At 64.1% G+C, this 24,387-nt stretch carries 21 protein-coding genes; 19 read left to right on the top strand and 2 right to left on the bottom strand.

Annotated features, from left to right (window positions below; genetic code table 11):
• Positions 1–9 precede the first annotated feature (9 nt).
• Genes hutH through hutG form a run of 3 tightly spaced genes read left to right on the top strand, consistent with a single transcriptional unit; the run spans position 10 to position 3,593 of the window.
• On the top strand, positions 10–1,548 hold the full coding sequence (gene hutH, locus BLR94_RS12755; RefSeq protein WP_090423705.1) for a histidine ammonia-lyase: 1,539 nt from the start codon (positions 10–12) through the stop codon (positions 1,546–1,548).
• A 24-nt stretch (positions 1,549–1,572) separates the two neighbouring features.
• Positions 1,573–2,778 (top strand): imidazolonepropionase, encoded by a 1,206-nt coding sequence (gene hutI, locus BLR94_RS12750; protein WP_084305226.1) that lies wholly within the window; start codon positions 1,573–1,575, stop codon positions 2,776–2,778.
• 11 nt (positions 2,779–2,789) lie between these two features.
• A complete protein-coding gene (gene hutG, locus BLR94_RS12745) occupies positions 2,790–3,593 on the top strand; it encodes an N-formylglutamate deformylase (RefSeq protein WP_084305224.1) in 804 nt (267 codons plus the stop codon).
• Between the two features lie 228 nt (positions 3,594–3,821).
• Here the strand turns inward: hutG and BLR94_RS12740 are convergent, their stop codons facing one another.
• Positions 3,822–4,253 (bottom strand): hypothetical protein, encoded by a 432-nt coding sequence (locus BLR94_RS12740; protein WP_084305372.1) that lies wholly within the window; start codon positions 4,251–4,253, stop codon positions 3,822–3,824.
• A gap of 102 nt (positions 4,254–4,355) precedes the next feature.
• Between BLR94_RS12740 and pip the strand changes: the two genes are divergently transcribed.
• The 14 genes from pip (at position 4,356) to BLR94_RS12670 (ending at position 19,428) form a co-directional block, all read left to right on the top strand.
• On the top strand, positions 4,356–5,327 hold the full coding sequence (gene pip / locus BLR94_RS12735; protein ID WP_084305222.1) for a prolyl aminopeptidase: 972 nt from the start codon (positions 4,356–4,358) through the stop codon (positions 5,325–5,327).
• A complete protein-coding gene (dtd, locus tag BLR94_RS12730) occupies positions 5,324–5,761 on the top strand; it encodes a D-aminoacyl-tRNA deacylase (protein WP_084305220.1) in 438 nt (145 codons plus the stop codon). The genes pip and dtd overlap by 4 nt, the downstream gene beginning before the upstream one ends.
• Positions 5,762–5,966: 205 nt before the next feature.
• Positions 5,967–6,758, top strand: coding sequence for a transporter substrate-binding domain-containing protein (locus BLR94_RS12725; RefSeq protein ID WP_084305218.1), 792 nt, complete (start codon positions 5,967–5,969; stop codon positions 6,756–6,758).
• A gap of 84 nt (positions 6,759–6,842) precedes the next feature.
• A complete protein-coding gene (locus BLR94_RS12720; protein ID WP_084305216.1) occupies positions 6,843–7,805 on the top strand; it encodes an amino acid ABC transporter permease in 963 nt (320 codons plus the stop codon).
• Positions 7,798–8,532, top strand: a complete 735-nt coding sequence (locus tag BLR94_RS12715; protein WP_084305214.1) for an amino acid ABC transporter ATP-binding protein — start codon at positions 7,798–7,800, stop codon at positions 8,530–8,532. Before BLR94_RS12720 ends, BLR94_RS12715 begins: the two co-directional genes overlap by 8 nt.
• 257 nt (positions 8,533–8,789) lie before the next feature.
• On the top strand, positions 8,790–9,290 hold the full coding sequence (gene rloA2, locus BLR94_RS12710) for a retropepsin-like aspartic peptidase RloA2 (RefSeq protein WP_084305212.1): 501 nt from the start codon (positions 8,790–8,792) through the stop codon (positions 9,288–9,290).
• A gap of 107 nt (positions 9,291–9,397) precedes the next feature.
• Positions 9,398–11,428, top strand: coding sequence for a methyl-accepting chemotaxis protein (locus tag BLR94_RS12705; protein WP_084305210.1), 2,031 nt, complete (start codon positions 9,398–9,400; stop codon positions 11,426–11,428).
• Between the two features lie 757 nt (positions 11,429–12,185).
• Entirely contained in the window at positions 12,186–12,863 is a 678-nt protein-coding gene (gene creB, locus BLR94_RS12700) for a two-component system response regulator CreB (RefSeq protein WP_084305370.1), read from the top strand.
• A gap of 30 nt (positions 12,864–12,893) precedes the next feature.
• Positions 12,894–14,315, top strand: coding sequence for a two-component system sensor histidine kinase CreC (creC, locus tag BLR94_RS12695; protein ID WP_084305209.1), 1,422 nt, complete (start codon positions 12,894–12,896; stop codon positions 14,313–14,315).
• Positions 14,316–14,435: 120 nt separating this feature from the next.
• A complete protein-coding gene (locus tag BLR94_RS12690; RefSeq protein WP_084305208.1) occupies positions 14,436–14,873 on the top strand; it encodes a CBS domain-containing protein in 438 nt (145 codons plus the stop codon).
• Positions 14,874–15,044: 171 nt separating this feature from the next.
• On the top strand, positions 15,045–16,397 hold the full coding sequence (gene creD, locus BLR94_RS12685; protein ID WP_084305206.1) for a cell envelope integrity protein CreD: 1,353 nt from the start codon (positions 15,045–15,047) through the stop codon (positions 16,395–16,397).
• A gap of 45 nt (positions 16,398–16,442) precedes the next feature.
• Positions 16,443–16,745 (top strand): hypothetical protein, encoded by a 303-nt coding sequence (locus tag BLR94_RS12680; protein ID WP_084305204.1) that lies wholly within the window; start codon positions 16,443–16,445, stop codon positions 16,743–16,745.
• Between the two features lie 203 nt (positions 16,746–16,948).
• On the top strand, positions 16,949–18,259 hold the full coding sequence (gene trhP, locus BLR94_RS12675) for a prephenate-dependent tRNA uridine(34) hydroxylase TrhP (protein WP_084305202.1): 1,311 nt from the start codon (positions 16,949–16,951) through the stop codon (positions 18,257–18,259).
• A gap of 107 nt (positions 18,260–18,366) precedes the next feature.
• Positions 18,367–19,428 (top strand): ABC transporter substrate-binding protein, encoded by a 1,062-nt coding sequence (locus BLR94_RS12670; RefSeq protein ID WP_084305200.1) that lies wholly within the window; start codon positions 18,367–18,369, stop codon positions 19,426–19,428.
• A 33-nt stretch (positions 19,429–19,461) separates the two neighbouring features.
• Here the strand turns inward: BLR94_RS12670 and BLR94_RS12665 are convergent, their stop codons facing one another.
• Positions 19,462–20,430 carry a LysR family transcriptional regulator gene (locus BLR94_RS12665; RefSeq protein ID WP_084305198.1) on the bottom strand — a complete coding sequence of 323 codons (969 nt, stop codon included), beginning with the start codon at positions 20,428–20,430 and terminating at the stop codon, positions 19,462–19,464.
• A 191-nt stretch (positions 20,431–20,621) separates the two neighbouring features.
• Between BLR94_RS12665 and BLR94_RS12660 the strand changes: the two genes are divergently transcribed.
• Positions 20,622–22,838 carry a TonB-dependent receptor gene (locus BLR94_RS12660; protein WP_084305196.1) on the top strand — a complete coding sequence of 739 codons (2,217 nt, stop codon included), beginning with the start codon at positions 20,622–20,624 and terminating at the stop codon, positions 22,836–22,838.
• Positions 22,839–22,922: 84 nt separating this feature from the next.
• Positions 22,923–24,383, top strand: coding sequence for a sulfatase family protein (locus BLR94_RS12655; protein WP_084305194.1), 1,461 nt, complete (start codon positions 22,923–22,925; stop codon positions 24,381–24,383).
• Positions 24,384–24,387: the final 4 nt, after the last annotated feature.

Below are 24,387 nucleotides of genomic sequence, written 5' to 3'. Positions count from 1 at the left end.
CAAAGGAGCATGAATGTGACTGCGCTAAATCTGATTCCAGGCCAACTGAGCCTTGCCCAGCTGCGGGCCATCTACCAGCAGCCGGTAACCCTCACCCTGGATGACGGTGCCACGGCGCAGATCGAAGCCAGCGTGGCCTGCGTGGAGCAGATTCTCGCCGAGAATCGCACCGCCTACGGCATCAACACCGGTTTCGGCCTGCTGGCCTCGACCCGTATCGCCAGCGAAGACCTGGAAAACCTGCAGCGTTCCCTGGTGCTGTCCCACGCCGCCGGCGTCGGTGAGCCGATCAGCGATGCGCTGGTGCGTCTGGTCATGGTACTCAAGGTCAACAGCCTGAGCCGTGGGTTCTCCGGGATTCGTCGCCAGGTGATCGACGCGCTGATCGCACTGATCAACGCCGAGGTCTACCCGCACATTCCGCTCAAAGGCTCGGTCGGTGCATCCGGCGACTTGGCACCCTTGGCGCATATGTCGCTGGTGCTGCTCGGCGAAGGCAAGGCGCGCTACAAGGGCGAATGGCTGGAAGCCCCCGAAGCGCTGAAAGTCGCCGGCCTGACCCCGCTGACTCTTGCCGCCAAAGAAGGCCTGGCGCTGCTCAATGGCACCCAGGTGTCAACCGCGTATGCCCTGCGCGGCCTGTTCGAGGGCGAAGATTTGTTCGCCGGCGCCCTGGCTTGCGGCGCGCTGACCGTGGAAGCCGTGCTGGGCTCGCGCTCGCCGTTCGACGCGCGCATTCATGCGGCGCGCGGCCAGCGTGGGCAGATCGATGCGGCGGCGGCCTACCGTGACCTGTTGGGCGAAAGCAGCCAGGTCTCGCAGTCGCATCAGAACTGCGACAAGGTGCAAGACCCGTACTCCCTGCGTTGCCAACCACAAGTCATGGGCGCCTGCCTGACCCAGTTCCGCCAGGCGGCTGAAGTGCTGGTGGTGGAAGCCAACGCCGTGTCGGATAACCCGCTGGTGTTTGCCACCGAAGGCGAGGTGATCTCCGGCGGCAACTTCCACGCCGAACCGGTGGCGATGGCCGCGGATAACATGGCGCTGGCCATCGCTGAAATCGGCTCGCTGAGCGAACGCCGCATCTCGCTGATGATGGACAAGCACATGTCGCAATTGCCGCCGTTCCTGGTGGGCAATGGCGGGGTCAACTCCGGTTTCATGATTGCCCAGGTGACGGCGGCGGCACTGGCCAGCGAGAACAAGGCGTTGGCCCACCCGCACAGTGTCGACAGCCTGCCGACCTCGGCCAACCAGGAAGACCACGTATCGATGGCCCCGGCTGCCGGCAAGCGCCTGTGGGAAATGGCCGAGAACACCCGCGGCATTCTCGCGGTCGAGTGGCTGGCTGCCGCCCAGGGGCTGGATCTGCGCAACGGCCTGAATACGTCGCCGAAACTGGAGCAGGCGAGGGCGCTGCTTCGCAGCGAGGTGTCGTTCTATGAGCTGGACCGGTTCTTTGCGCCAGACATTCATGCGGCCACCGAGTTGCTGGCTTCGCGGTGCCTGAGCGCGCTGATTACCGCGAAGCTGCTGCCTAGTCTCTAACCGCCCACCAGACGAGGACTGTGGATGAAAACCCTCTGGCAACACTGCCATGTCGCAACCATGGCCCACGGCAAATACTCGATCATCGAGGATGTCGCCATGGTCACCGCGGGTTCGCTCATCGAATGGATCGGCCCCCGCAGCCAGGTGCCGACGGCGGATTACGCCCAGGTGCATGACTTGCACGGCGCGTGGGTGACCCCCGGGCTGATCGACTGCCACACCCACACGGTGTTCGGTGGCAATCGCAGCGGCGAATTCGAGCAGCGCCTCGAAGGCGTGAGCTACGCCGAAATCGCCGCCAAGGGAGGCGGTATTGCCAGCACCGTGCGCGCCACCCGTGCCGCCACGGAAGATGAATTGTTCGACAGCGCCCACAAGCGCCTGCGCAGTCTGCTGCGCGACGGCGTGACCACGGTGGAGATCAAGTCCGGCTACGGCCTGGACCTGGCCAACGAGCGCAAGATGTTACGCGTGGCCCGGCGCCTCGGCGAAGCGCTGCCGGTCAGCGTGCGCGCCACCTGCCTGGCGGCCCACGCGCTGCCGCCGGAGTACAAGGATCGTGCCGACGCTTACATCGAGCACATCTGCAACGAGATGCTGCCAGCCCTGGCGGCGGAAGGTCTGGTGGATGCGGTGGATGCGTTCTGCGAATACCTGGCGTTTTCCCCGGAGCAGGTGGAGCGCGTGTTCATTGTCGCGCAGCAACTCGGCCTGCCGGTGAAGCTGCATGCCGAGCAGCTTTCCTCCTTGCATGGCGCCAGCCTGGCTGCGCGTTACCACGCATTGTCGGCTGACCATCTGGAGTTCATGACCGAAGAAGATGCGATCGCCATGGCCGCCTCCGGCACGGTCGCGGTGTTGCTGCCGGGCGCGTTCTACTTTTTGCGCGAAACCCAGTTGCCGCCGATGGACGCGCTGCGCAAACACGGCGTGAAGATCGCCATCGCCAGCGACCTCAACCCCGGCACCTCGCCGGCGTTGTCGGTGCGCCTGATGCTGAACATGGCCTGCACGCTGTTCCGCATGACCCCGGAAGAAGCCTTGGCCGGCGCCACCCAACACGCGGCCACCGCGCTGGGCATGGGCGCGACCCATGGCTCGCTGGAAGTGGGCAAGGTCGCGGATTTTGTCGCCTGGCAGATTGATCGCCCCGCCGACCTGGCCTACTGGCTGGGCGGCGAACTGGATAAACGCGTCGTGCGCCATGGCGTCGACGTCACCGTCTGAGGAGTGTTGTTGTGGATAAGGTTCTGAACTTCAAACAAGGCCGCACGCCGCTGCTGATCAGCATGCCCCACGCCGGCCTGCGCCTGACGCCTGCGGTGGACGCCGGGTTGATCCCCGAGGCACGAAGCCTGCCGGACACCGACTGGCACATCCCCGAGCTGTATGACTTTGCCGAAGAACTGGGCGCCAGCACCCTGTCGGGCGAGTATTCGCGGTTTGTCATCGACCTGAACCGGCCATCGGACGACAAGCCGCTGTACGTCGGTGCCACCACCGGCCTGTATCCGGCTACCCTGTTCGACGGCGTGCCGTTGTTCCGTGAAGGACATGAGCCGTCTGAAGAAGAGCGCGTGACCTACCTGCAAAAAATCTGGGGTCCGTATCACCGAACCCTGCAGGAGGAGCTGGCGCGCCTCAAGGCCGAGTTTGGTTATGCCTTGCTGTTCGATGCGCACTCGATCCGCTCGGTGATCCCGCACCTGTTCGACGGCAAGTTGCCGGACTTCAATCTCGGCACCTTCAACGGCGCCGCCTGTGATCCAGAGCTGGCCAGCCAGTTGGAGGCCATCTGCGCCAGGCATCCTCAGTACACCCATGTACTCAACGGGCGCTTCAAGGGTGGCCACATCACCCGGCATTATGGTGACCCGGCGCAGGATATTCACGCCGTGCAACTGGAGTTGTGCCAGAGCACTTACATGGAAGAGGTTGAGCCGTTCCGCTATCGCCCGGACCTGGCCGAGCCGACGCGGGTGGTGCTCAAGCAATTGCTGGAAGGGGTGCTGGCGTGGGGAAAGGAGGGTTACCCGGCCTGAATCCGTTGAACCGTCATCGTTCTGTGGTTCGGCTGGACGCGTAGGACGGGTGAGCAGCGCCGAGCAATGAAGGGGCAGGCAATCCAGTCGTGGGCGCTGCGTAACCCATCAGGCGGTATCGGGTGGTGCACCGGTGGTGGGTTATGGCGCCCTGCATCGAGAGTGATCGGCATACCGAGTGCGCCTCCACCCACCCTGCTATTCGCCAGTACGTTCGTCACCGACGCCTCAATCCCACTCCAGCCTTGCCAGCTTCCATTCGCCGTCGTCCTGCCACCATTCGAGTTTCACGCTGAAATGCCGTGCGCTGTCGGGAATCAGGCCCTCGGCACCGACCAGCGCCACCTGCGCGTCGGTGTAACCCTTGTCGCGGTAGGTGGTGTCGATGCGGCTGTTCTTGCTCAGGGCGAGTACCTTGATGTTGTTGTGGCGCAGAAACAGCAGCGTCATGGTGCGTTTCGCCCAATCTCGATCATTGACCTGCTGGGCGAGGAATTCGCCGTGCAGTTGGTCGAGCACGGCAGCGGTCTTCTTCGCCTCGAGATTGTCCTGCAGCTGCTGCACGGCCGTTTCGAGCGTCGCCTGCGGGTCATCGTCCGTGCGGCACCCCGTCAACAGGATGGCGAACAGCAGGGGCAGGGCAAATTTCCCGATCGACATGCTGAATTCCTTTTTCATGGTTATGATGCCTGGACGAGCGCAACAGCCCGTTCCACGTGCGGGCGGCCCGAGCCTACCTCAAATCTTCCTCAGGAGCGCACCATGCAGACGCTGTATCCGGAGATCAAACCGTACGCCCGTCACGAGCTGGCGGTGGATGCCCCGCACGTTCTCTATGTCGATGAGAGCGGCTCGGCGGATGGTCTGCCGGTGCTGTTCGTGCATGGCGGCCCTGGCGCCGGTTGCGATTCGGCGAGCCGCCGTTACTTCGACCCCAACCTGTATCGCATCGTCACTTTCGATCAGCGCGGCTGTGGCCGCTCCACGCCCCACGCCAGCCTGGAGAACAACACCACCTGGGATCTGGTCGCCGACATGGAACGGATCCGCGAGCACCTGGGCATCGACAAATGGGTGCTGTTCGGCGGTTCCTGGGGCTCGACCCTGTCGCTGGCCTATGCCCAGGCCCACCCGGATCGGGTGCAGGCGCTGATCCTGCGCGGCATCTTCCTGTGCCGGCCGCAGGAGTTCAAATGGTTCTACCAGGAGGGCGCCAGCCGGCTGTTCCCGGATTACTGGCAGGATTACTTGGCGCCGATTCCCGCCGAGGAGCACGGCGACCTGATGCGGGCGTTCCACAAACGCCTGACCGGCGCCGACCAGATCGCCCAGATGCACGCGGCCAAGGCCTGGTCGTGCTGGGAAGGGCGCACCGCCACGCTGCGGCCCAACCCGCAGGTGGTCGATCGTTTCGCAGAAAGCCTGCGTGCGCTGTCGATCGCCCGCATCGAATGCCACTATTTCGTCAACGATGCCTTCCTCGAGCCCGATCAACTGCTGCGTGACATGCCGAAGATCGCCCACCTGCCGGGCATCATCGTGCATGGCCGCTACGACGTGATCTGCCCGCTGGACAATGCCTGGGCGCTGCACCAGGCATGGCCCAACAGCGAACTGCAGATCATCCGCGAGGCGGGCCACGCGGCCGCCGAGCCCGGCATCGCCGATGCGCTGGTACGCGCCGCCGACGAGATCGCCCATCGCCTGCTCGACCTGGCACCCGACGAAGCATGAAGGCACTGCTGCAGCGCGTCGCCAGTGCCAGGGTCGACGTCGCCGGAGAGACCGTCGGTGCCATCGAGCAGGGCCTGCTGGTGCTGGTTGGCATCGAGCCGCAGGACAGCGAGGCCAGTTGCGCCAGGCTGCTGCACAAGTTGCTCAATTACCGGGTGTTCAGCGACGAGGCGGGCAAGATGAACCTGTCGCTCAAGGAGGTCGGTGGCGGTCTGCTGCTGGTTTCGCAGTTCACCCTGGCTGCCGATACCCGCAGCGGACTGCGCCCGGGCTTCTCCAGCGCCGCGCCACCTGCCCAGGGCGAGGCGCTGTTCGGGCATCTGTTCGAGCAGGCCCGGGCGCAGCATCCTCAGGTCGCCTGCGGACGCTTCGGCGCGCACATGCAGGTGCACCTGATCAACGATGGCCCGGTGACCCTGCTGCTGGAAACCTGAGCCGGCGCGTCTCCTGGCCTGCTTCTTGCCTTGCCGTTCCCCGCTGGCTGGTACTGTTTGTCGCTGATCTGGCGTTGATATCTCGCTATCTACGGCGATCACGGTTAGCATGCCGCGCCGCCTTTCCCCATGGCCTGTCGCCTGCACCACCACGGTGCGTGACCTATTCCGGGCGCTTACGACTGTCTGCCCTTCAGGAGCAAGAATGAAAAAGCTGGTCGCCTCACTGCTGTTATCCGTCTGTGCCTTCGCGGGCCTTGCCCAGGCTGGCGTCATCGATGACGCGGTCAAGCGCGGAACCCTGCGCGTGGGTATGGACCCGACCTACATGCCCTTCGAAATGACCGACAAGCGTGGCGAGATCATCGGCTTCGAAGTCGACCTGCTCAAGGCCATGGCCAAGGCCATGGACGTCAAGCTGGAACTGGTGTCCACCTCGTATGACGGCATCATCCCTGCACTGCTGACCGACAAGTTCGACATGATCGGCTCGGGCATGACCCTGACGCAGGAGCGCAACCTGCGCATCAACTTCTCCGAGCCCTTCATCGTGGTCGGCCAGACCCTGCTGATCCGCAAGGAGCTGGCGGACAAGGTGAAGAGCTACAAGGATCTGAACAGCGCCGACTACCGCATCACCTCGAAGATCGGTACCACCGGTGAGATGGTCGCCAAGAAGCTGATCGCCCAGGCCAAGTACAGCGGCTTCGACAACGAGCAGGAAGCGGTGATGGACGTGGTCAACGGCAAGGCCGATGCCTTCATCTACGACGCGCCTTACAACGTCGTCGCGGTGAACAAGGCTGGCGCCGGCAAGCTGGTGTTCCTCGACCAGCCATTCACCTTCGAGCCCCTGGCCTTCGGCCTGAAGAAGGGCGACTACGACAGCATCAACTGGATCAATAACTGGCTGCACCAGATCCGCGAAGATGGCACCTACGATCGCATCCATGCCAAGTGGTTCAAGAGCACCAACTGGCTCAAGGATATGGAATAGGGCCTACGGCTCTGTTCCGCTGCACCCAGCGCGCGGCTCGTCCGCGCGCTGTCATGTTTGCAACTCAATGGGTAGACACTCGCCGTGGCTAAACAGAAGAAAGCCCAGTGGCCCTGGCACCTGCTGACCGGTCTGATCCTGGTCGTGGGCGCCTTGCTGATCTGGTATTCCACCTCGCTGATTTCCTATGAGTGGCGCTGGAATCGCGTTCCCCAGTACTTCGCCTACCACGCGGAGGAGGCGCAGCGGGCGGCTGACTACAGCCGTGTCGAGAGCGTCAGCCGGCAAGGTGGCGAGGCGCTGGTCACGCTGCTTGGCGAAAGCGGTGAGCAGCAGCAACTCAGCGTGGCAAGCGATAGCCTGCAGTTCAGCGAGGGTGACGACGTGGCCGAGGGCGATGTCGTCGGCGTCAATCGTCACTGGGCTGCCGGACCGCTGCTCTGGGGGCTCTGGACGACGCTGTGGATATCCGTGGCGGCGGGCGTATCTGGCCTGCTGATCGGGCTGGTCACCGGCCTGTGCCGGCTCTCGGCCAACCCGACGCTGCGTCATCTGTCGACGGTCTATGTCGAGCTGGTACGCGGCACACCGCTGCTGGTGCAGATTTTCATTTTCTATTTCTTCATCGGCACGGTACTCAACCTGTCTCGCGAATTCGCCGGGGTGGCGGCGCTGGCGCTGTTCACCGGCGCCTACGTGGGGGAGATCGTGCGTGCCGGTGTGCAATCCATCGTTCGCGGCCAGGGCGAAGCGGCCCGCTCCCTGGGGTTGAGTGCGGCGCAATCGATGCGCCACGTGATTCTGCCGCAGGCCTTCAAGCGTGTGCTGCCACCACTGGCCGGGCAGTTCATCAGCCTGGTCAAGGACACCTCGCTGGTCTCGGTGATCGCCATCACCGAACTGACCAAGAGCGGCCGCGAAGCCATCACCACCTCGTTCTCCACGTTCGAGATCTGGTTCTGCGTGGCCGCGCTCTACCTGTTGATCAACCTGCCGTTGTCGCAGATCGCCAATCGCCTGGAACGGAGGCTCGCGCAAAGTGATTGAAGTCCGTGATCTGATCAAGGTATTCGACGCCCGGGGCCAGCAGGTTCGCGCCGTCGACGGTGTGACCACTCGGGTGGCGCGGGGCGAAGTGCTGGTGGTGATCGGCCCGTCCGGCTCCGGCAAGTCGACCTTCCTGCGCTGCCTCAACGGCCTGGAAGAGCTGGACGACGGGTCGGTGAGCATCGACGGCCTCGACCTGGCCAACCCGAAAACCGATATCAACGCCTACCGCCGGGAAGTCGGCATGGTGTTCCAGCACTTCAACCTGTTCCCGCACATGACCGTACTGGAAAACCTCTGTCTGGCCCAGAAAGTGGTACGCAAGCGTGGCAAGGCCGAGCGCGAGGCCAAGGCCCGTGCGCTGCTGGACAAGGTTGGTATCGGCCAGAAGGCGGGCGAGTTTCCGTCGCGGCTGTCCGGCGGCCAGCAGCAGCGTGTGGCCATCGCCCGGGCCCTGTGCATGGATCCCAAGGTGATGCTGTTCGACGAGCCCACTTCGGCCCTCGACCCGGAAATGGTCGGCGAAGTGCTCGACGTGATGAAGCAACTGGCCGTCGAGGGCATGACCATGGTCTGCGTCACCCACGAAATGGGCTTTGCCCGTGAAGTGGCGGACCGCGTGCTGTTCTTCGATCACGGCAAGCTGCTGGAAGACGCACCGCCCGCACAGTTCTTCGCCCAGCCGCAGGATCCCCGCGCCCAGGCATTTCTGCGCCAGGTGCTATAGCGCGACGGCCAAGGTCGCTTCAAAGGCGATAGCAGTCATTTGTAGGGTGGACGACGCTTCACCTACGCGGCCCGATCCGTCCACCGCTCTGCGAGCGCGATGGTGGATGAAAAGAGCGTCATCCACCCTACGGCTGCTTTCGCCCTGTTGCGGCTCCTCAGGGGCCGTTCTGGGCAATGATTGCTTGGCAGGTTTTTAGAACCATTGCCTCATGAACCAGTCCCAATGCTGTCTATTCAGCATAAGGACGCTCAGGAGTGAAAACCGTTCTAGCCTTGCTGGCTGCAGCCGTTACTCTGCCGGCAATGGCCAATCAGCCGACCCTGTACGGTCGCTACGAATACATTCAACTGCCGCAGATCGGCCAGACCCTCAAGGCCAAGATGGACACGGGGGCCATGAGCGCATCGCTATCGGCCCGGGATATCGAACGATTCCAGCGTGATGGCGAAGACTGGGTGCGTTTCCGCCTGGCCATCGACGATGCCAATGATCAGGTCTTCGAGAAGCCGCTGGCTCGCGTCATCGAAATCAAGAACCGCGCCGAGGAGGGCCGTTCCGAGGAACCTTCCTATTCCGCGCGGCCGGTGGTCGCCATGGACATCTGCCTGGGTGAAGAGAAACGTACCATCGAGGTCAACCTGACCGATCGCAGCCATTTCGATTACCCCTTGCTGATCGGCGCGAGCGCCATTCGCAAACTGGATGCGGCCATCGATCCGGCCCATCGTTATACCGCCGAACAGCCTCGTTGCTGAACGGCCGGGCGCATTGTCGGCATTCGTTCACTCAGGCGTGATTCTTGCCTCGAAATGGCACATTGCCACAGCGTTGTGTGCCTGTGGCGCCTGTTTCGAGGTGCGGTATGTGGGGATTGCTCAAACCGGGTGTGCGTGTGCTGGAGCGCATCAGTTTCACCCGCAAGTTCCAGTTGCTGTTCGTGCTGTTCATCATTCCCCTGGGCTATGCGCTCTGGGTGATTCTGAGCGGTAATCTCGAGCGTATCGGGACACTGAACCGCGAGCTTGACGGCATGCAGGGGATCAATGCCCTGGGGGCCGTGGAGCAGGAACTGCTCGAGCAGCGCTTCCTGCTGGCCCGCTGGAAGGGTAACGACAAGGCGGCCGAAGGCCTGTTGCGCGAACGCGGCAGCAAGCTCGGTGATGCGCTTGCAGCGGCTGCCGGGCAGCTGGCACTGAACTCCCCGAGTGAGGAAACCAGGCGCCAGCTGGACGCGTTGCGAACGTCGGTGGGGGAACTGGATCTGGCCGTGCTGGGTAAAATGGCGCTGCTCGATGCCCTGGAGCGTTACCAGAACACCCTTTCGCAGCTGGTGGTGCTGCGCGAGCTGGTGGCCACGGACAGTAGCCTGATACTGGATCCCTATCTCGATACCTACCTGATGATGGAGCAACTGACCTTCACCCTGCCGCGCCTGGCAGAAAACCTCGGCAGTTTCGCCAGCCAGGGCTACGGTTCGCTGGTGGCGCAGCATTTCACCCTGCAGAACCGCGTGCTGGTGCGTGACCTGCGCCGTTCGCTGGAGCAATCTGGTGCACAGATAATCAAGGCGCGCACTGCTTTGGAGCGTAGCTCTGCGCCTGCCATGCTGCGTTTGCAGCAGCCCTTCGCGCAGGCCGAGCAGGGCCTGCAGCAGTTCCTCGCCGAGATCGACCGCGATATGTTCGAGGCCAGCCCCATGGTGCTGCAGCCTGCGCAGTTCGTGCAGCAGGTGCAGAGCCTGGAGGCGCAATTGCTGACGCTGCGCCAGGCGGTATTCGAGCAGTTCAATGCCAGCCTTGGCGATTACCGGAACCAGGCCGAGCAAGGCATGCTGCGCACCGTGCTGATCTTCGCCGCGCTGACCCTGCTGGCGCTGTACTTGCTGCTGTGCCTCAACGCCTCCATCCGTCGTGGTACCGCCGGCATCATCCAGGCCGCCGAAGGCCTGTGCGACGGTGACCTGCGGGTATGCGTGCAGGTCCACGGGGCTGACGACCTGGCGGCGATCTCCACGGCGTTGAACGGTGCCGTGGCCCGTGTGCGCGACTCGATGCAGGGCGTTGGCCGCGAAGGGCAGCATCTCGACCAGACGGTCCAGGGTCTGGGGAGCCAGGCCAGCAGTTCGCTGGCAGCGGTCGAGCGGCAACAGGCGCAGATGAGCCAGATCGCCACGGCGGCCACGCAGATGGCCGCTACTGCCCAGAGCGTGGCACAGAGCTGCGAACAGGCCGCCCGGGAGGCCGGCCAGACCCGTGAGATCGCCGTCCAGAGCAACCAGCGCAGTGCCCACACCAGTGCCAGCATGCGCGAACTCAGCGGCCGCCTGGCGGGCAGTGCGTCGACCCTGCAGCAGTTGCGCAAGCAGACCGAGCAGATCACCCGTGTGGTCGACGTGATCAAGGGGATCGCCGAACAGACCAACCTGCTGGCGCTCAACGCCGCCATCGAGGCGGCACGCGCGGGCGAGCAAGGTCGCGGTTTTGCGGTGGTCGCCGACGAGGTGCGCTCACTGTCGCAACGTACCCAGAATTCCACGGCCGAAATCGCCCAGACGGTAGGCGATCTGCACAAGGTGGTCGGCCAGTCTGTGGCCGAGATGGAACAAGCCATGCAGCAGGCCGAAGGCGATGTGGACAACGTGCTGGCGATGAGTGCGGATCTCGATGGCATCGTCGAGTCGGTGCAACGGGTCAGCGATCGTCTGGCGCAGATCGCCACCGCCGCCGAGCAGCAGGCCGCCACCGCCGATGAGGTCAGCCACAATATCCAGCAGGTCGACCAGGCCGCCCGTGCATTGCTCGACGGCGCGCGCATGGTCAGTGACGCCAGTGAACAACTGCGTCGCGGCAGCGAGACCCTGGCGCAGAACACCGGGCGTTTCCGGGTCGATTGAGGGCGGCTCGGCAGCATCGCTCAGAAAATGAACGCTTGCTTGCAGGCCATGGGTAGCATGGCCTGCAGCGACTATTCCCAGGGTTGTCCACAGGTTCTTCCACGATAACTGTGTATAGCGAATAACCCGGCCAAGTGGCGTTTCCGCACCTTCCCGAGCCGCTAAAGTCAAGTAAATACAGCGGCTTGAAGGTCTTTCGGTAAACCTGTTCGAAAACTGTACAGTGCTCTGCAGGCCGCGGCTCACCCGCTTGGCTGCCTGTCATCCCGAGCTTATCCACAGATTACTCCACCATAACTGTGTATAGCGTTATGGGGCGATTGGCCATCTGCTCAACCACCGCCAGCGGAAATGGCGGATTTGCAACCTTTTTCAGGGGCTGGCGAAGATGGTCATAAAATGTACGATGCCTTGCAAGCCAGGTTTTACGCGACGTGGCGGTCTCCATACAAGGATTATCCACAACTTCATCCACGCAAATTGTGCACCGATACAGGCCGCGAAAGATGCTGTTATCTATTGACTAAACTTGTTTTATTACAGGGGTTTGGGTGATTTCAATCTGTGGGTAAGTGATTGCTCAAATAATGACCGCATGGCTGCAGCGCCCATTTTTCGAGGGCCATAGCGCTTCATGCCAAGCTTATCCACAGACTGATCCACCCCTTTTGTGCATAGCCGTGCGAGGCTGCTGGCTATTGACGAGAAGCGCCTGCACGCGCAGGCTCCGCAGCCCAAGTGCCGCAAGGGTGCCAGCATGGCGACTGTCCTTATCGTCGAAGATGAAGCCGCGATTGCCGATACCCTGGTGTATGCCCTGCAAGCCGAGGGCTTCGCCACCCGTTGGGCGACCCTTGCCGGCGACGCGCTGGCGCTGCTGGAACGTGAAACCTTCGATCTGGTGATCCTGGACGTCGGGCTGCCGGACATCAGCGGCTTCGAAACCTGCAAGCGGCTGCGGCGTTTTTCCGAGGTGCCGGTGATGTTCCTCACCGCGCGCAGCGACGAGATCGACCGCGTGGTGGGCCTGGAAATAGGCGCCGATGACTACGTGGTAAAACCTTTCAGCCCCCGTGAAGTGGCGGCCCGTGTCAAAGCCATCCTCAAGCGTGTCGGCCCTCGTGAGGGTGCCGCCAGGCCTGTCGATGGGCCGTTCCGCATCGACAGCGAGCGGGTGCGTATCGACTACCATGGCCAGCGCTTGAGCCTTACCCGTCTGGAATTCCAGCTGCTGCAATGCCTGCTCGCGCAGCCGGAGCGCGTATTCAGCCGCGAGCAATTGCTCGATGCACTGGGTGTCGCAGTGGATGCCGGCTACGAGCGCAATATCGACAGCCATATCAAGAGCCTGCGCGCCAAACTGCGCCAGGTCGCGCCCCAGGCCGAGCCGATTCAGACGCATCGTGGCCTGGGCTACAGCCTCAAGCTGGAGTAGGCCGATGGGCGCCTTGCGGGGAGTTCGCTGATGCCGCTAGGGGTACGTATTTTCCTGGTGTATTTCCTGTTCGTCGGCTTGTCCGGCTGGTTCGTGCTGAGCACGGTGATGGATGAAATCCGCCCTGGGGTGCGGCAGTCCACCGAGGAAACCCTGGTCGACACCGCGCACCTGCTGGCCGAGGTTCTCCGTGAAGACGTCAAGTCCGGCCAACTGACCCAGGGGCGATTGCCTGAACTGCTCAAGGCCTACGGACGGCGCCAGCCTCAGGCGCAGATCTGGGGGGTGGCGAAGAACCAGGTCAACCATCGCATCTACGTCACCGACGACCAGGGCATCGTGTTGCTGGACTCCAGCGGCCTGGCGGTGGGCCAGGACTATTCGCGCTGGAACGATGTCTACCTGACCCTGCATGGCCGCTACGGGGTGCGCTCGACCCGTGAAGATCCCAACGATCCCGACTCTTCGGTGATGTACGTGGCGGCGCCCATCGTCGATGGCGGGCGGATCCTCGGCGTGGTATCGGTGGCCAAGCCCAATCGCACCCTGCAGCCCTACATCGAACGTTCGCAGCGACGCCTTGGCTGGCTGGGGGCCGGGCTGATCGGCCTCGGCCTGCTGGTCGGCGGGCTGCTCAGTTGGTGGTTGAGCGGCTCGTTGCGTCGCCTGACCCGTTATGCACAGGCGGTCAGCGAGGGGCAGCGGGCCGCGTTGCCCAGGGTGCGTGGCGGTGAGCTCGGGCAACTGGCCCAGGCGGTGGAGCGCATGCGCACCGAGCTGGAGGGCAAGGCCTACGTCGAGCGCTACGTGCATACCCTCACCCATGAATTGAAAAGCCCCCTGGCGGCGATCCGTGGGGCTGCCGAGCTGTTGGAGACCCCTATGCCCGCGGCCCAGCAACAGCGCTTCGTGGCCAATATCGCGGAGCAGGGCGAGCGCTTGCAGAACCTCGTCGAACGCCTGCTGCATCTGGCCCAGGTCGAACAGCGCCGGGGCCTGGAAGAACGAGTGGCGGTGGCGCTGCAGCCATTGGTCGACAGCCTGGTCCAGGCGCAGGTGGCGCGTATCGAGCGCAGCGGTGTGCAGGTGGACAACCGCGTGGCGGCCAGCCACACGGTGCCTGGTGAACGGTTCCTGCTACGCCAGGCGTTGGCCAACCTGCTCGACAATGCACTGGACTTCACGCCGCCGGGCGGGCTGATCCGCTTTGCCACCGAGAGCGACGATAAGCATCTGCGACTGCGCCTGTTCAACCAGGGGCCGGCGATCCCGGATTACGCGCTAGCGCGCCTGACCGAGCGCTTCTACTCCCTGGCGCGTCCGGCCACCGGGCGCAAGAGCACCGGCCTGGGGCTCAATTTCGTGCAGGAAGTGGTCGATCTGCATGGCGCGACCCTGAGCATCGCCAACCGTGCCGATGGTGTGGAAGTGAGCCTGTGCTTCGTGCGTTGAACCTGCGTTAACGACCGCTAAGAAGCCGTCAACGACCCTCCGGGACGCACGGCGTACGGATGCGTGTGCGTTGGCTATCCTGAAACGGATCGCCAATCGACCGGGACAGGAAGAACGCGCATGAAAAAGACCGTGGCCGAAGTGCTGAAGAGCAAGCCGATTTCCAACGTATACAGCGTCACGCCCGACAGCAGTGTCTTCGCGGCGGTGAAACTGATGGCCGAAAAGGGCATCGGCGCCCTGGTGGTGCTCGAGGGCGAGCGTCTGGCCGGCATCGTCAGCGAGCGCGACTATGTGCGCAAGGTGGCCGTGCAGGAGCGGTCGCCGGCCAACCTCAAGGTCAGTGACATCATGACCGGCAAGGTGATCACCGTGACCAGCGGGGAAGACAGCCGACGCTGCATGGAACTGATGACCAGCGGTCGTCTTCGCCACCTCCCGGTGGTGGACGATGGCCAGTTGGTCGGCCTGCTGTCGATCGGAGACCTGGTGAAAGACATCATCAGTGCCCAGGAACACCTGATCCAGCACCTGGAACAGTACATCCGCGGCGAGTGATGCTCAGCGTCGAGAGCGGCCTGCGCCGAACCGGGTGTCCTGACGGCGCAGCGCCGGCGCCAGGCGCCTGGCTGCCCGCACAACGACCACAGATTCTCCATCTCTACTCCACGCTGCCTTCACGGGGCGTGGCCAGACTGCGTGCATCCCAACCGCACGGAGCGCTGTGCCATGAACCGAAGCCTGATGTTGAAACTGGGCACCATCGCCCTGTTGATTCTGTTGTTGATGATTCCCCTGTTGCTGATCGATGGCCTGGTCGGCGAGCGCCAAGGTGCCCGCGACGACGTACTGCGCGATATTGCCCGCAGCTCCAGTTATGCCCAGCAGATCACCGGGCCTGTTCTGGTGGTGCCGTACCGCAAGAGAGTGCTTGTCTGGAAAACCCGCAAGGACAGCGACGAGCGTCATCTGGAGGAGTCCACCGAACAGGGCCGCCTGTACTTCCTGCCCGAGCGCTTCACCCTCGATGGCGACGTGCGCACCGAGCTGCGTTACCGCGGTATCTACCAGGCGCGCCTCTACCACAGCGATAGCAAGGTCGGCGGCGAATTCCGGGTGCCGGCCAACTACGGTATCGGCGACGTCGACGCCTACCGTTTCGAGGCGCCCTTCATCGCCGTCGGCATCAGCGATGTACGCGGCATCGGCAATGACCTCAGGCTGCAGCTCAACGGCGCCAGCCTGAGCGTCGAGCCGGGCAGCGGCGACGAACGCTTCGGCAGCGGCGTGCACGTTGTGCTGCCAGCGCCTGACACCCGCGAGGATCAGGTCTATACCTTCGCCTTCGACCTGAAGCTGCAGGGCACCGAGCAACTGAGCATCACCCCGGTCGGCCGCGAAAGCCAGGTCACCCTGCGTTCGGACTGGCCGCACCCGAGCTTCGTCGGTGAATTCCTGCCGAGCCAGCGCGACGTGACCGAGCAGGGCTTCACCGCCAAATGGCAGACCAGCTTCTTCGCCACCGACATGCAGGAGGCGTTGAGCAGTTGCGTCAGCGGCTCCTGCTCGGCCATGCAGAGCAGGACGTTCGGGGTGAGCTTCATCGAGCCGGTGGACCAGTACCTCAAGGCCGACCGGGCGATCAAGTACGCGCTGCTGTTCGTCACCCTGACCTTCGCGGTGTTCTTTCTCTTCGAGGTGCTCAAGCGCCTGGCCGTGCACCCGGTGCAGTACGCCCTGGTGGGCCTGTCGCTGGCGCTGTTCTACCTGCTGTTGCTGTCGCTCTCCGAGCACCTGGGGTTCGCCAGCGCCTATGCATTGTCCGCCCTGGGCTGCGTGGCGCTGAACACCTTCTACGTCAGCAGCGTGCTGCACAGCTGGTCGCGAGGCGCTGCGTTCGGCGTGTTGCTGGCCGCCTTGTACGGGCTGCTCTACGGCCTGCTCGGTGCCGAAGACTACGCCCTGCTGATGGGCTCGCTGCTGGTGTTCGGCGTGCTGGGCAGTGTGATGGTGCTGACCCGCAAGCTCGACTGGTACGGCGTGGGCCGCCCGGCCACCGGCGAAACCCAGATGACCCCCTGATTACCTTGCCGGGGCGTGCGGGTCGCACGCCCTCTGGAGACTGCCATGCGCCTGTTACTGCAATTTTCCGCCTGCTTCGTCCTTGGCCTGTGCATCGCCGGCATGCTGCTGATCGCCATGATGTTCGTCGGCCGCTTCGACTGGATCGAGCTGCTGATGCTCAGCGGCTGGCCTTTCGCCCAGCTTGGCCTGCAGCTATTGCCCGAGCCTTTCTGGAATGCCTTGACTGGCGTGAACGATGCGACGGCGAACAGCGCCGTGCAGTCGTTTCTGCAACTGTGCGTGGCCATGATGCAGATCGGCCTGCTGTTCGCACTGGGCTTCTTCCGCCTGTGGTACCGGCGATGAGTGGGCGCGTCGGGTTGCGTGAGGAGCGTAGCCAGGGGCGGCGACTGGCGCGCTGCATCGCCTTGTTGTTTGCCACCCCCTGGCCGGATGGCCGGCGGTCGCCGAGGCCGACCACGAGAACGCCGTCATAGACACAGATCAATGGGCGCGGTGGCCGAGCTCTGCAGAATTGCCGGCCCTGTTTTTTGTGAGTCCGTGCCGTCATGCCCAGCTCCGTGTTTCGTCCCGAACTGCTGTCCCCGGCCGGCAGCCTGAAAAACATGCGCTACGCCTTCGCCTACGGCGCCGATGCGGTATATGCCGGGCAGCCACGCTACAGCCTGCGGGTTCGCAACAACGAGTTCGACCATGCCCATCTGGCCCAGGGCATCCGCGAGGCACACGCCCTGGGCAAGCGTTTCTACGTGGTGGTCAACATCGCGCCGCACAATGCCAAGTTGAAGACCTTTCTGGACGACCTGCAGCCGGTGATCGACATGGCACCCGACGCACTGATCATGTCCGACCCCGGCCTGATCATGCTGGTGCGCGGTCGTTACCCACGGATGCCCATCCACCTGTCGGTGCAGGCCAACGCGGTGAACTGGGCGAGTGTGGCGTTCTGGCAGGGGCAGGGGCTGACGCGGGTGATCCTCTCGCGGGAATTGTCCCTGGCGGAGATCGAGGAAATCCGTGCCCAGGTACCGGACATGGAGCTGGAAGTGTTCGTCCATGGCGCGCTGTGCATGGCTTACTCCGGGCGTTGCCTGCTGTCGGGCTACCTCAATCGCCGTGACCCCAACCAGGGCGCCTGCACCAATGCCTGCCGCTGGCAGTACGACATGAAAGCGGCAAGCGAGAACGAGCTGGGCGAGATCGTTCGCCAGGTGGAGCCGACCCTGGGGATCGGCGCGCCGAGCGAGCAGGTGTTCCTGCTCGAGGATGGCGAGCAGCAGATGCCCATCTTCGAAGACGAGCACGGCACCTACATCATGAACTCGCGGGATCTGCGCGCCGTGCAGCACGTCGAGCACCTGCTGAAGATGGGCGTGCACTCGCTGAAGATCGAAGGGCGCACCAAGTCCCATTACTACTGTGCCCGTACCGCCCAGGTGTATCGCCAGGCCATCGACGACGCGGTGGCCGGCCGGCCCTTCGACCGTGGCCTGATGGACAGCCTGGAGTCGCTGGCCCACCGCGGTTACACCGAGGGCTTCCTGCGCCGCCATGTGCACGACGAGTACCAGAACTACCAGCACGGCAGCTCGCTCTCCGAGCGCCAGCAATTCGTCGGTGAACTGACCGGCGAGCGCCGTGGCGAACTGGCCGAAGTGCGGGTGAAGAACCGCTTCGCCGTGGGCGATGGCCTGGAGCTGATGACGCCCAAAGGTAACCTGCGTTTTACCCTGGAACATTTGCAAAGCCGCGCCGCTGAATCGATCGGCGTGGCGCCCGGCGATGGCCACGTCGTGTACCTGCCGGTGCCGGCCGGGGTGGAACTGCAGTACGCCTTGTTGATGCGCGATCTGCTCTGAGGCGAACCGCCCATGCAGGGAGGACATGGCGGCATGCGGCGAAAGCGTTGGTGTTGTCGACCGCGTTCTTGCGCAATGCGCCTTCGACTCCTTCATGGGCAGAGACGATGAAGACCTTGCGTGGATATTTCGTTGTACTGATGGTGGCCATGCTGCCTTTCGCCAGCCACCCGGCCTGGGCTCGCGAAGCACCCCAGGCGGTACGCATCGGCTTGCCCGATCTGAGCCCGGGCGATAAGCCTGTCGCCACCGGACCGCTTGGCGACGTCCAGCACCATCGACTGTTGGAAAAGGCCTTCGCTGCCGACGGTATCGAGGTCGAGTGGCATTTCTTCAAGGGCGCCGGTCCCGCCATCAACGAGGCTCTGGCCAACCGCCAACTGGACTTCGCGCTGCTCGGCGACCTGCCCGCGATCATCGGTCGTGCCCAGGGTCTCGATACCCGCCTGCTGCTGGGCCAGCGGGGCAGCAATCTGTTTCTTGCCGCCACACCACAGGCCGGTATCCGCGAGGTCGCCGACCTCAAGGGCAAGCGCGTGGCCATCTACCGCGGTACCGCCGACCAGCTGTCCTTCGATCGCTTGCTGCATGGCGCCGGCCTGAGCGAGCGCGACCTCAAGGTAGTCAACCTTGACTGGAGTGCCGCCCGCGCTGCGTTGGCGGCCGGGCATATCGACGCCACCTGGTCGAACCTCTACCTGTTGCGGCTGCGTGAGCAGGGTCTCGATATTCCACTGAGCACGCTGGCCCTCGGGCCGCAGGCGACCACCCAGGGTGGACTGGTTGCCGACGCCGCTTTCATCCAGCGTTATCCCGAGGTGACGCAGCGCCTGATCGACGTCCTGGTTGCCGAGTTGGCCAAGGTGTCGCAGCCCGAGGCGCTGCCCGCGTACCTGGCCGCCCAGGCGCAGAAGAGCGGTATGCCGCTCTGGCTACTGACTGAGGAAATGGGCGACAGCGATCCGCGTTTTCGTTTCTCCCCACGCCTGGATCGGTTCCTGCAGGACAGTTTCGCCAGCAGCATCGAACAGGCCGCGCAATTGCGCCTGATCCGCAAGCCGTTCGCAGTACAGGCGTGGTTCGCTCCGGCGTTCGTCGAGTCGGCGATCGAGCGCCAGCGCCTGCAAGGCCTGTGGCCGGACTACGACGGCAGCGGCGCCGCGCGCTGAAACGTCGACAGACCCCAGCCTCGCCGCTCAGCGCTATGACAGGGCGCCGGGTTCCAGGCTGGAGATGCCGCGGTGGGCCACCGCTTGTCGTTGCTGGCGCTGCGCCTCGTCGTGCAGGATGGCGTCGGCCAGATACTGGGCCGGTGCCGGCAGCACCGCCGCATGCAACTGCACCAGACCCAGGCAGGCACCGCCGTCGCGCATCTGATCCGGCTCGTCGTGGCATTGCAGGCGCTGGAAGTTTCCGCTGGCGAGCAAGGGATCGAGCACTTCCAGCGGGGCGATGCCTATGGCATCGGACTCACCGATGATCGTCGGCAGCATGTCGATGAACAGGCATTCCAGGTTGAGCGGCAGCGCGCCGCGGCTCAGTCGGCTGAGCAGCATGTGGTGGATCTCGTAGGGCAGGGCCGAGCCGATCAGGGGATGGTCGGCCAAGTCGTCGAAAGCGACCCGGGCGCGTCGCAGCAACGGATGGCCTTCCCGGCAGAACAGGCCGAAATGGCGAAAGCGCAAAGGGCGTACCAGGTGCCGGGTACCGATGTCGATGTGGCGAAGATCCGCGACCAGAAAGCTGATCTGCCCATCGTCGAGCATCGCAAGCAGATCGTGGAGCCACTGGCAACGCATGTCGATCTTGACCTGCGGATAGCGCTGTACGAACCGTGCAATGGCCTGTGGCAGCAGACGGGCAGTGGGCAGTACCCCGGTGCCGAAACTCAGCACTTGGTGCTCGGCCTGCGGCGGTTGCAGCACCAGATCGTCACGCAGGTTGTCGGCGGCTTCCAGCAGCTGGTGGGCGCGTGCGCGCAGCGCCTCGCCCTTGGCGGTGAGCAACGTGCCTCGGTTGTTGCGCTCGACCAGAGGCACGCCCAATTCGTGCTCCAGACCCTGAATGCTGCGGCTGAAGGCCGATTGGGTGATGCACGACTCCTGTGCCGCACGGGTGAAATTGAGGTGCTTGGCCAGGGCTACGAAATGCCTGAGTTGACGTAAATCCATCAGCAGACCTTCAAGTCATGGAACGATGCGTTTAATGAATTTTTCAGCAGTGCATGCCATTTGTTAAAACTTTCCGGCATGAGAACCCATGCCGAGATTACGGGCTACGGGATTTCCGGCGTAAGAACCATTTTCTATAACCTTATCCATCTGCCAGGGCCCCGCGGCAAACGCGGGGCTGGGAACCACCCATGCCAAGCCATCGTGCCCTTGCCCCATCCCATCGCCTCTCCTGGCTGGCACTCGCCGTCCTCGCCAGTTCCAGCGCTGCCTCCGCCGCCGAGTCGAGCACCCCGGTGCCGCAGGCTGGCGCCACGGCATTGAAAACCGTCACGGTCACCGCCACCCGCCGTGAAGCCTCTTTACAAAAGGTACCCGTGGCGGTGTCGGTGGTCGATGGCGAACAACTGGAACGTGACAACCGCAACAACATCGCCGGCCTGGTGCAGCAGGTGCCCAGTCTCAACTACCGTGCCACCGCGTCGAGCAAGGATTCTTCGCTGTTCGTACGCGGGGTCGGCACCATCTCCACGTCCCCGGGCGTCGAGCCCAGTGTGGCCACGGTGGTCGATGGGGTGGTGTACGGGCGGCCGGGGCAGTCCACCCTGGACCTGATGGATGTCGAGCGCATCGAAGTGCTGCGCGGGCCCCAGGGCACGCTGTTCGGTCGCAATGCCTCGGCCGGCGTGCTCAACGTGATCAGCCGCGAGGCGCCCGACGAGACCCAGGGGTTCGTCGATTACGGGTTCTACGGCAAGGGCAACGAGAACCGCCTGCGCTTCGGCATCGGCGGGCGACTCAGCGAAACCCTGAAGGGTTCACTGAGCACCCTGTGGGGCCGCTACGACGGCAATGTGCGCAATGTCCACGATGGCCGGACGGTCAATGGCTACGACCGCCAGGGCGTGCGCGGCAAGCTGTACTTCACCCCGAACGAGACGCTGCGCCTCACGCTGATCGGCGACTACCTGGAGGGCGAGGACAGCACGCCCAACGGCGTACCATCGTGGGCCAGTAGCGCTTTCGCCGGCAGCTTCGCCCCGGCCGTCGCCGGCGCGCGCAACCGCCAGGTGCAGAACGACTACAAGACCTATGCCGAGGACACCCACAAGGGCCTGTCCGCCCAGGTCGACTGGCGCCTCGGCCAGCACACCCTGACCTCGATCAGCGCCTGGCGCGGTTGGGACAACACCCAGCACCAGGATCAGGACGCCCTGGCTGCGCTGCCGGTGCGGGCCATCCATGACTACGGCCAGGTCGATTTCGACCAGTTCAGCCAGGAGCTGCGCCTGGCATCGCCATCCGGCCGCTTTCTCGAATATGTCACCGGACTCTACCTGTTCCACGGCAACTCCGACGAGGCCTACCAGCGTCGCTCCCTGGCGCCGGGCTACGGCGACACCCTGGGCCATGGCGAATTCAGCGCGAGCAACGACAGCTATGCGCTGTTTGGCGAGGGCACCCTGAATCTCCGCGATGACTGGCGGCTGATCGTCGGCCTGCGGGCCACCCATGACGAGGTCGAATACGATCACTGGCGGATCTCCACCTCGGCCACCTCGGTGCCATCGATCCGCCCGTCCTACGCCTCGTCCGGCTCGCACAGCGACAACGGCATATCCGGCCGCCTGGGCCTGCAGCACGACTTCAGCGAGCACCTGACCGGCTACGCCACCTACTCGCGCGGCTACAAGGGCCCGGCGTACAACGTCTACTTCCAGATGTACGAGGCGGATATCGAGCCGCTGGACCCGGAAACCTCCAACTCCTACGAGATCGGCCTCAAGTACGCCGGCCCCGGCCAGCGCCTGACCGCTAACCTGGCGCTGTTTCGCAGTGACTACGACGACTACCAGGCCAACTTCTACGACCAGATCGCCGGCTCGCCGGTGACCCGCCTGATCAACGCCGGCTCGGTGCGCACCCAGGGCGTCGAGCTGGACAGCGCCTGGCAGGCGACCCGGCAATTGCGTTTCTCCGGCTCCGTGGCCTACACCCATGCCCGCATCGACCGCTTCCAGTGCCCGCCGGCGGCAGCCGCCAGCTGCAACATCGACGGCGAGCCGCTGCCCTTCACGCCGGACTGGAAGACCTATGTGCGCGCCGACTACGGCATCCCCCTGGGCAACGGCCTGGATCTGGAGCTGAGCAGTGATTACAACTGGCAGAGCGAGGTGCAGTTCAGCCTCGACCAGAACCCCGATACCGTCCAGGGTGCCTACGGCATCTGGAACGCCAGCGTGGCCCTGGCCGACTACAACCAGGGCTGGCGCGTGGCACTGCTGGCCAAGAACCTGGCGGACAAGTCCTATACGCCCTACATCATCGACAGCACCAGCAACGTAAGGCGCTGGGTGCCGCGCGACGACGAACGCTACGTCGGTATCCAGGCGCGCAAGGATTTCTGACCCACGGTATCCGCAGGCAGGGCCAGCGGACGCTCTACCCGACAGCGCCCGGCGCTTCCTTCTTCTGTCTTCAGGATTGCTGCAATGACTTCGCGTCCCAATTTCCTCGTCATCGTTGCCGATCAATTGCGTGCCGACTGCCTGCCGGGCTTTGCCAGCACCCCGGTGCGTACGCCCAACCTGGATCGCCTGGCGGCCGGTGGCGTACGTTTCAGCGAGGCGTTCACCCAGCACAGCGTCTGCTCACCCTCGCGGGTCTCCTTCATCACCGGGCGCTATCCCCATGTGCGCGGCCACCGTACCTTGCAGCATCTGCTACAGCCCGACGAAGCGAACTTCTTGCAGAGCTTCAAGGAGGCCGGCTATCACGTGGTGCATGCCGGCAGCCGCGGCGATACCTTCGGCGCCGGTGCGGCGGAACTCGCGCTGCACGAACATGGCTTTGCCGACCCGGCGCTGCTGGACTTTCGCGACTTCTTCGCCAACCACCCACCCAGCGACGAGGGGCCTCTGCCCAGGGCGCACTATCTGGGTAGCCGCGAGCCGGATGTCATCGATTTCGACGAAGCGGTGATCCGCAGCGCGGAGCGCTGGCTGCAGGCGCCGCCGCGCGAGCCGTGGCTGCTGTATGTGCCGTTGATCTTCCCGCATCCACCTTTCCAGGTTGAGGAGCCCTGGTTTTCCATGTACCCACGAAGCGGCATCGAGCTGCCTCGGCAGGCGCGTGGAGCCCAGCCCGGCTTCTTCGCCGAACTGATCCGCCGGCATGGCTGGGATCGCCTGCAGGATCGCGACTGGCAGGAAATCCGTGCGGTCTACTACGGCATGATCTCGCGTCTCGACATGCACGTCGGCCGCTTGCAGCAGGCGGTGGCGCGCAGTGGGGGAGAGGGGGAGCTGTTCACTGCGTTCTTCTCCGACCATGGCGAATACCTGGGCGACTACGGGGCGGTGGAAAAATGGCCGGCCGGGGTCAACGAATGCCTGGTCAGAACCCCCCTGATCGTCGCCGGACCGGATGTCGCCCAGGGGGCGAAAAGCGCTGCGTTGATCGAACTGATCGACTTGTTCCCAACCTTGCTGCACCTGGCTGGCATCAGCCCTGCCCACCAGCACTACGGGCGTTCCTTCGAACGCTGTTTGCGTGAGCCCGCAGCCGAGCACCGGCTGGAGGTATTCAGCGAAGGCGGCTTTCGCGTCGAGGAGGCCGAGCTGTTCGAGCGTGCGACCTTCCCCTATGACCAGAAGGCGCAGTTGCAACATGATCGGCCGGAGCTGGTCGGCAAGGTGGTGGCCTTGCGCAACCGGGAGTGGACCTATGTCTGGCGGCTCTACGAGCCCGCCGAGCTTTACCACCGGCCCAGCGACCCCCACGAACTGGTCAACCTGGCCGGTGGTTCACACGGCGATGTCGAACAGGCGTTGCAACAGCGGTTGTTGCGCTGGCTGCTCGACACCGCCGACGTGATCGAGGGGCCGAGACCGGCGCGCTTCGTGGAGATCGATCTGCCGCGGCCTGGTCAGTGGCGCCCAGCCCAGGCCTGAGCGT

Origin of the sequence: Phytopseudomonas flavescens (assembly GCF_900100535.1) — a bacterium.
Lineage (GTDB): Bacteria > Pseudomonadota > Gammaproteobacteria > Pseudomonadales > Pseudomonadaceae > Aquipseudomonas > Aquipseudomonas flavescens.
This window is presented reverse-complemented; position numbering and strand designations above follow the sequence as displayed.

Bases quoted from the DNA above. Each gene is read 5' to 3' on its own strand.
- creC (WP_084305209.1), top strand. From the start codon at position 12,894: ATGCCGCTAGGGGTACGTATTTTCCTGGTGTATTTCCTGTTCGTCGGC.
- trhP (WP_084305202.1), top strand. From the start codon at position 16,949: ATGCCCAGCTCCGTGTTTCGTCCCGAACTGCTGTCCCCGGCCGGCAGC.
- BLR94_RS12725 (WP_084305218.1), top strand. From the start codon at position 5,967: ATGAAAAAGCTGGTCGCCTCACTGCTGTTATCCGTCTGTGCCTTCGCG.
- creD (WP_084305206.1), top strand. From the start codon at position 15,045: ATGAACCGAAGCCTGATGTTGAAACTGGGCACCATCGCCCTGTTGATT.
- BLR94_RS12660 (WP_084305196.1), top strand. From the start codon at position 20,622: ATGCCAAGCCATCGTGCCCTTGCCCCATCCCATCGCCTCTCCTGGCTG.
- hutH (WP_090423705.1), top strand. From the start codon at position 10: ATGAATGTGACTGCGCTAAATCTGATTCCAGGCCAACTGAGCCTTGCC.
- BLR94_RS12680 (WP_084305204.1), top strand. From the start codon at position 16,443: ATGCGCCTGTTACTGCAATTTTCCGCCTGCTTCGTCCTTGGCCTGTGC.
- BLR94_RS12655 (WP_084305194.1), top strand. From the start codon at position 22,923: ATGACTTCGCGTCCCAATTTCCTCGTCATCGTTGCCGATCAATTGCGT.
- pip (WP_084305222.1), top strand. From the start codon at position 4,356: ATGCAGACGCTGTATCCGGAGATCAAACCGTACGCCCGTCACGAGCTG.
- BLR94_RS12690 (WP_084305208.1), top strand. From the start codon at position 14,436: ATGAAAAAGACCGTGGCCGAAGTGCTGAAGAGCAAGCCGATTTCCAAC.
- BLR94_RS12670 (WP_084305200.1), top strand. From the start codon at position 18,367: ATGAAGACCTTGCGTGGATATTTCGTTGTACTGATGGTGGCCATGCTG.
- BLR94_RS12705 (WP_084305210.1), top strand. From the start codon at position 9,398: ATGTGGGGATTGCTCAAACCGGGTGTGCGTGTGCTGGAGCGCATCAGT.
- hutI (WP_084305226.1), top strand. From the start codon at position 1,573: ATGAAAACCCTCTGGCAACACTGCCATGTCGCAACCATGGCCCACGGC.
- creB (WP_084305370.1), top strand. From the start codon at position 12,186: ATGGCGACTGTCCTTATCGTCGAAGATGAAGCCGCGATTGCCGATACC.
- BLR94_RS12665 (WP_084305198.1), bottom strand. From the start codon at position 20,430: ATGGATTTACGTCAACTCAGGCATTTCGTAGCCCTGGCCAAGCACCTC.
- BLR94_RS12740 (WP_084305372.1), bottom strand. From the start codon at position 4,253: ATGTCGATCGGGAAATTTGCCCTGCCCCTGCTGTTCGCCATCCTGTTG.
- dtd (WP_084305220.1), top strand. From the start codon at position 5,324: ATGAAGGCACTGCTGCAGCGCGTCGCCAGTGCCAGGGTCGACGTCGCC.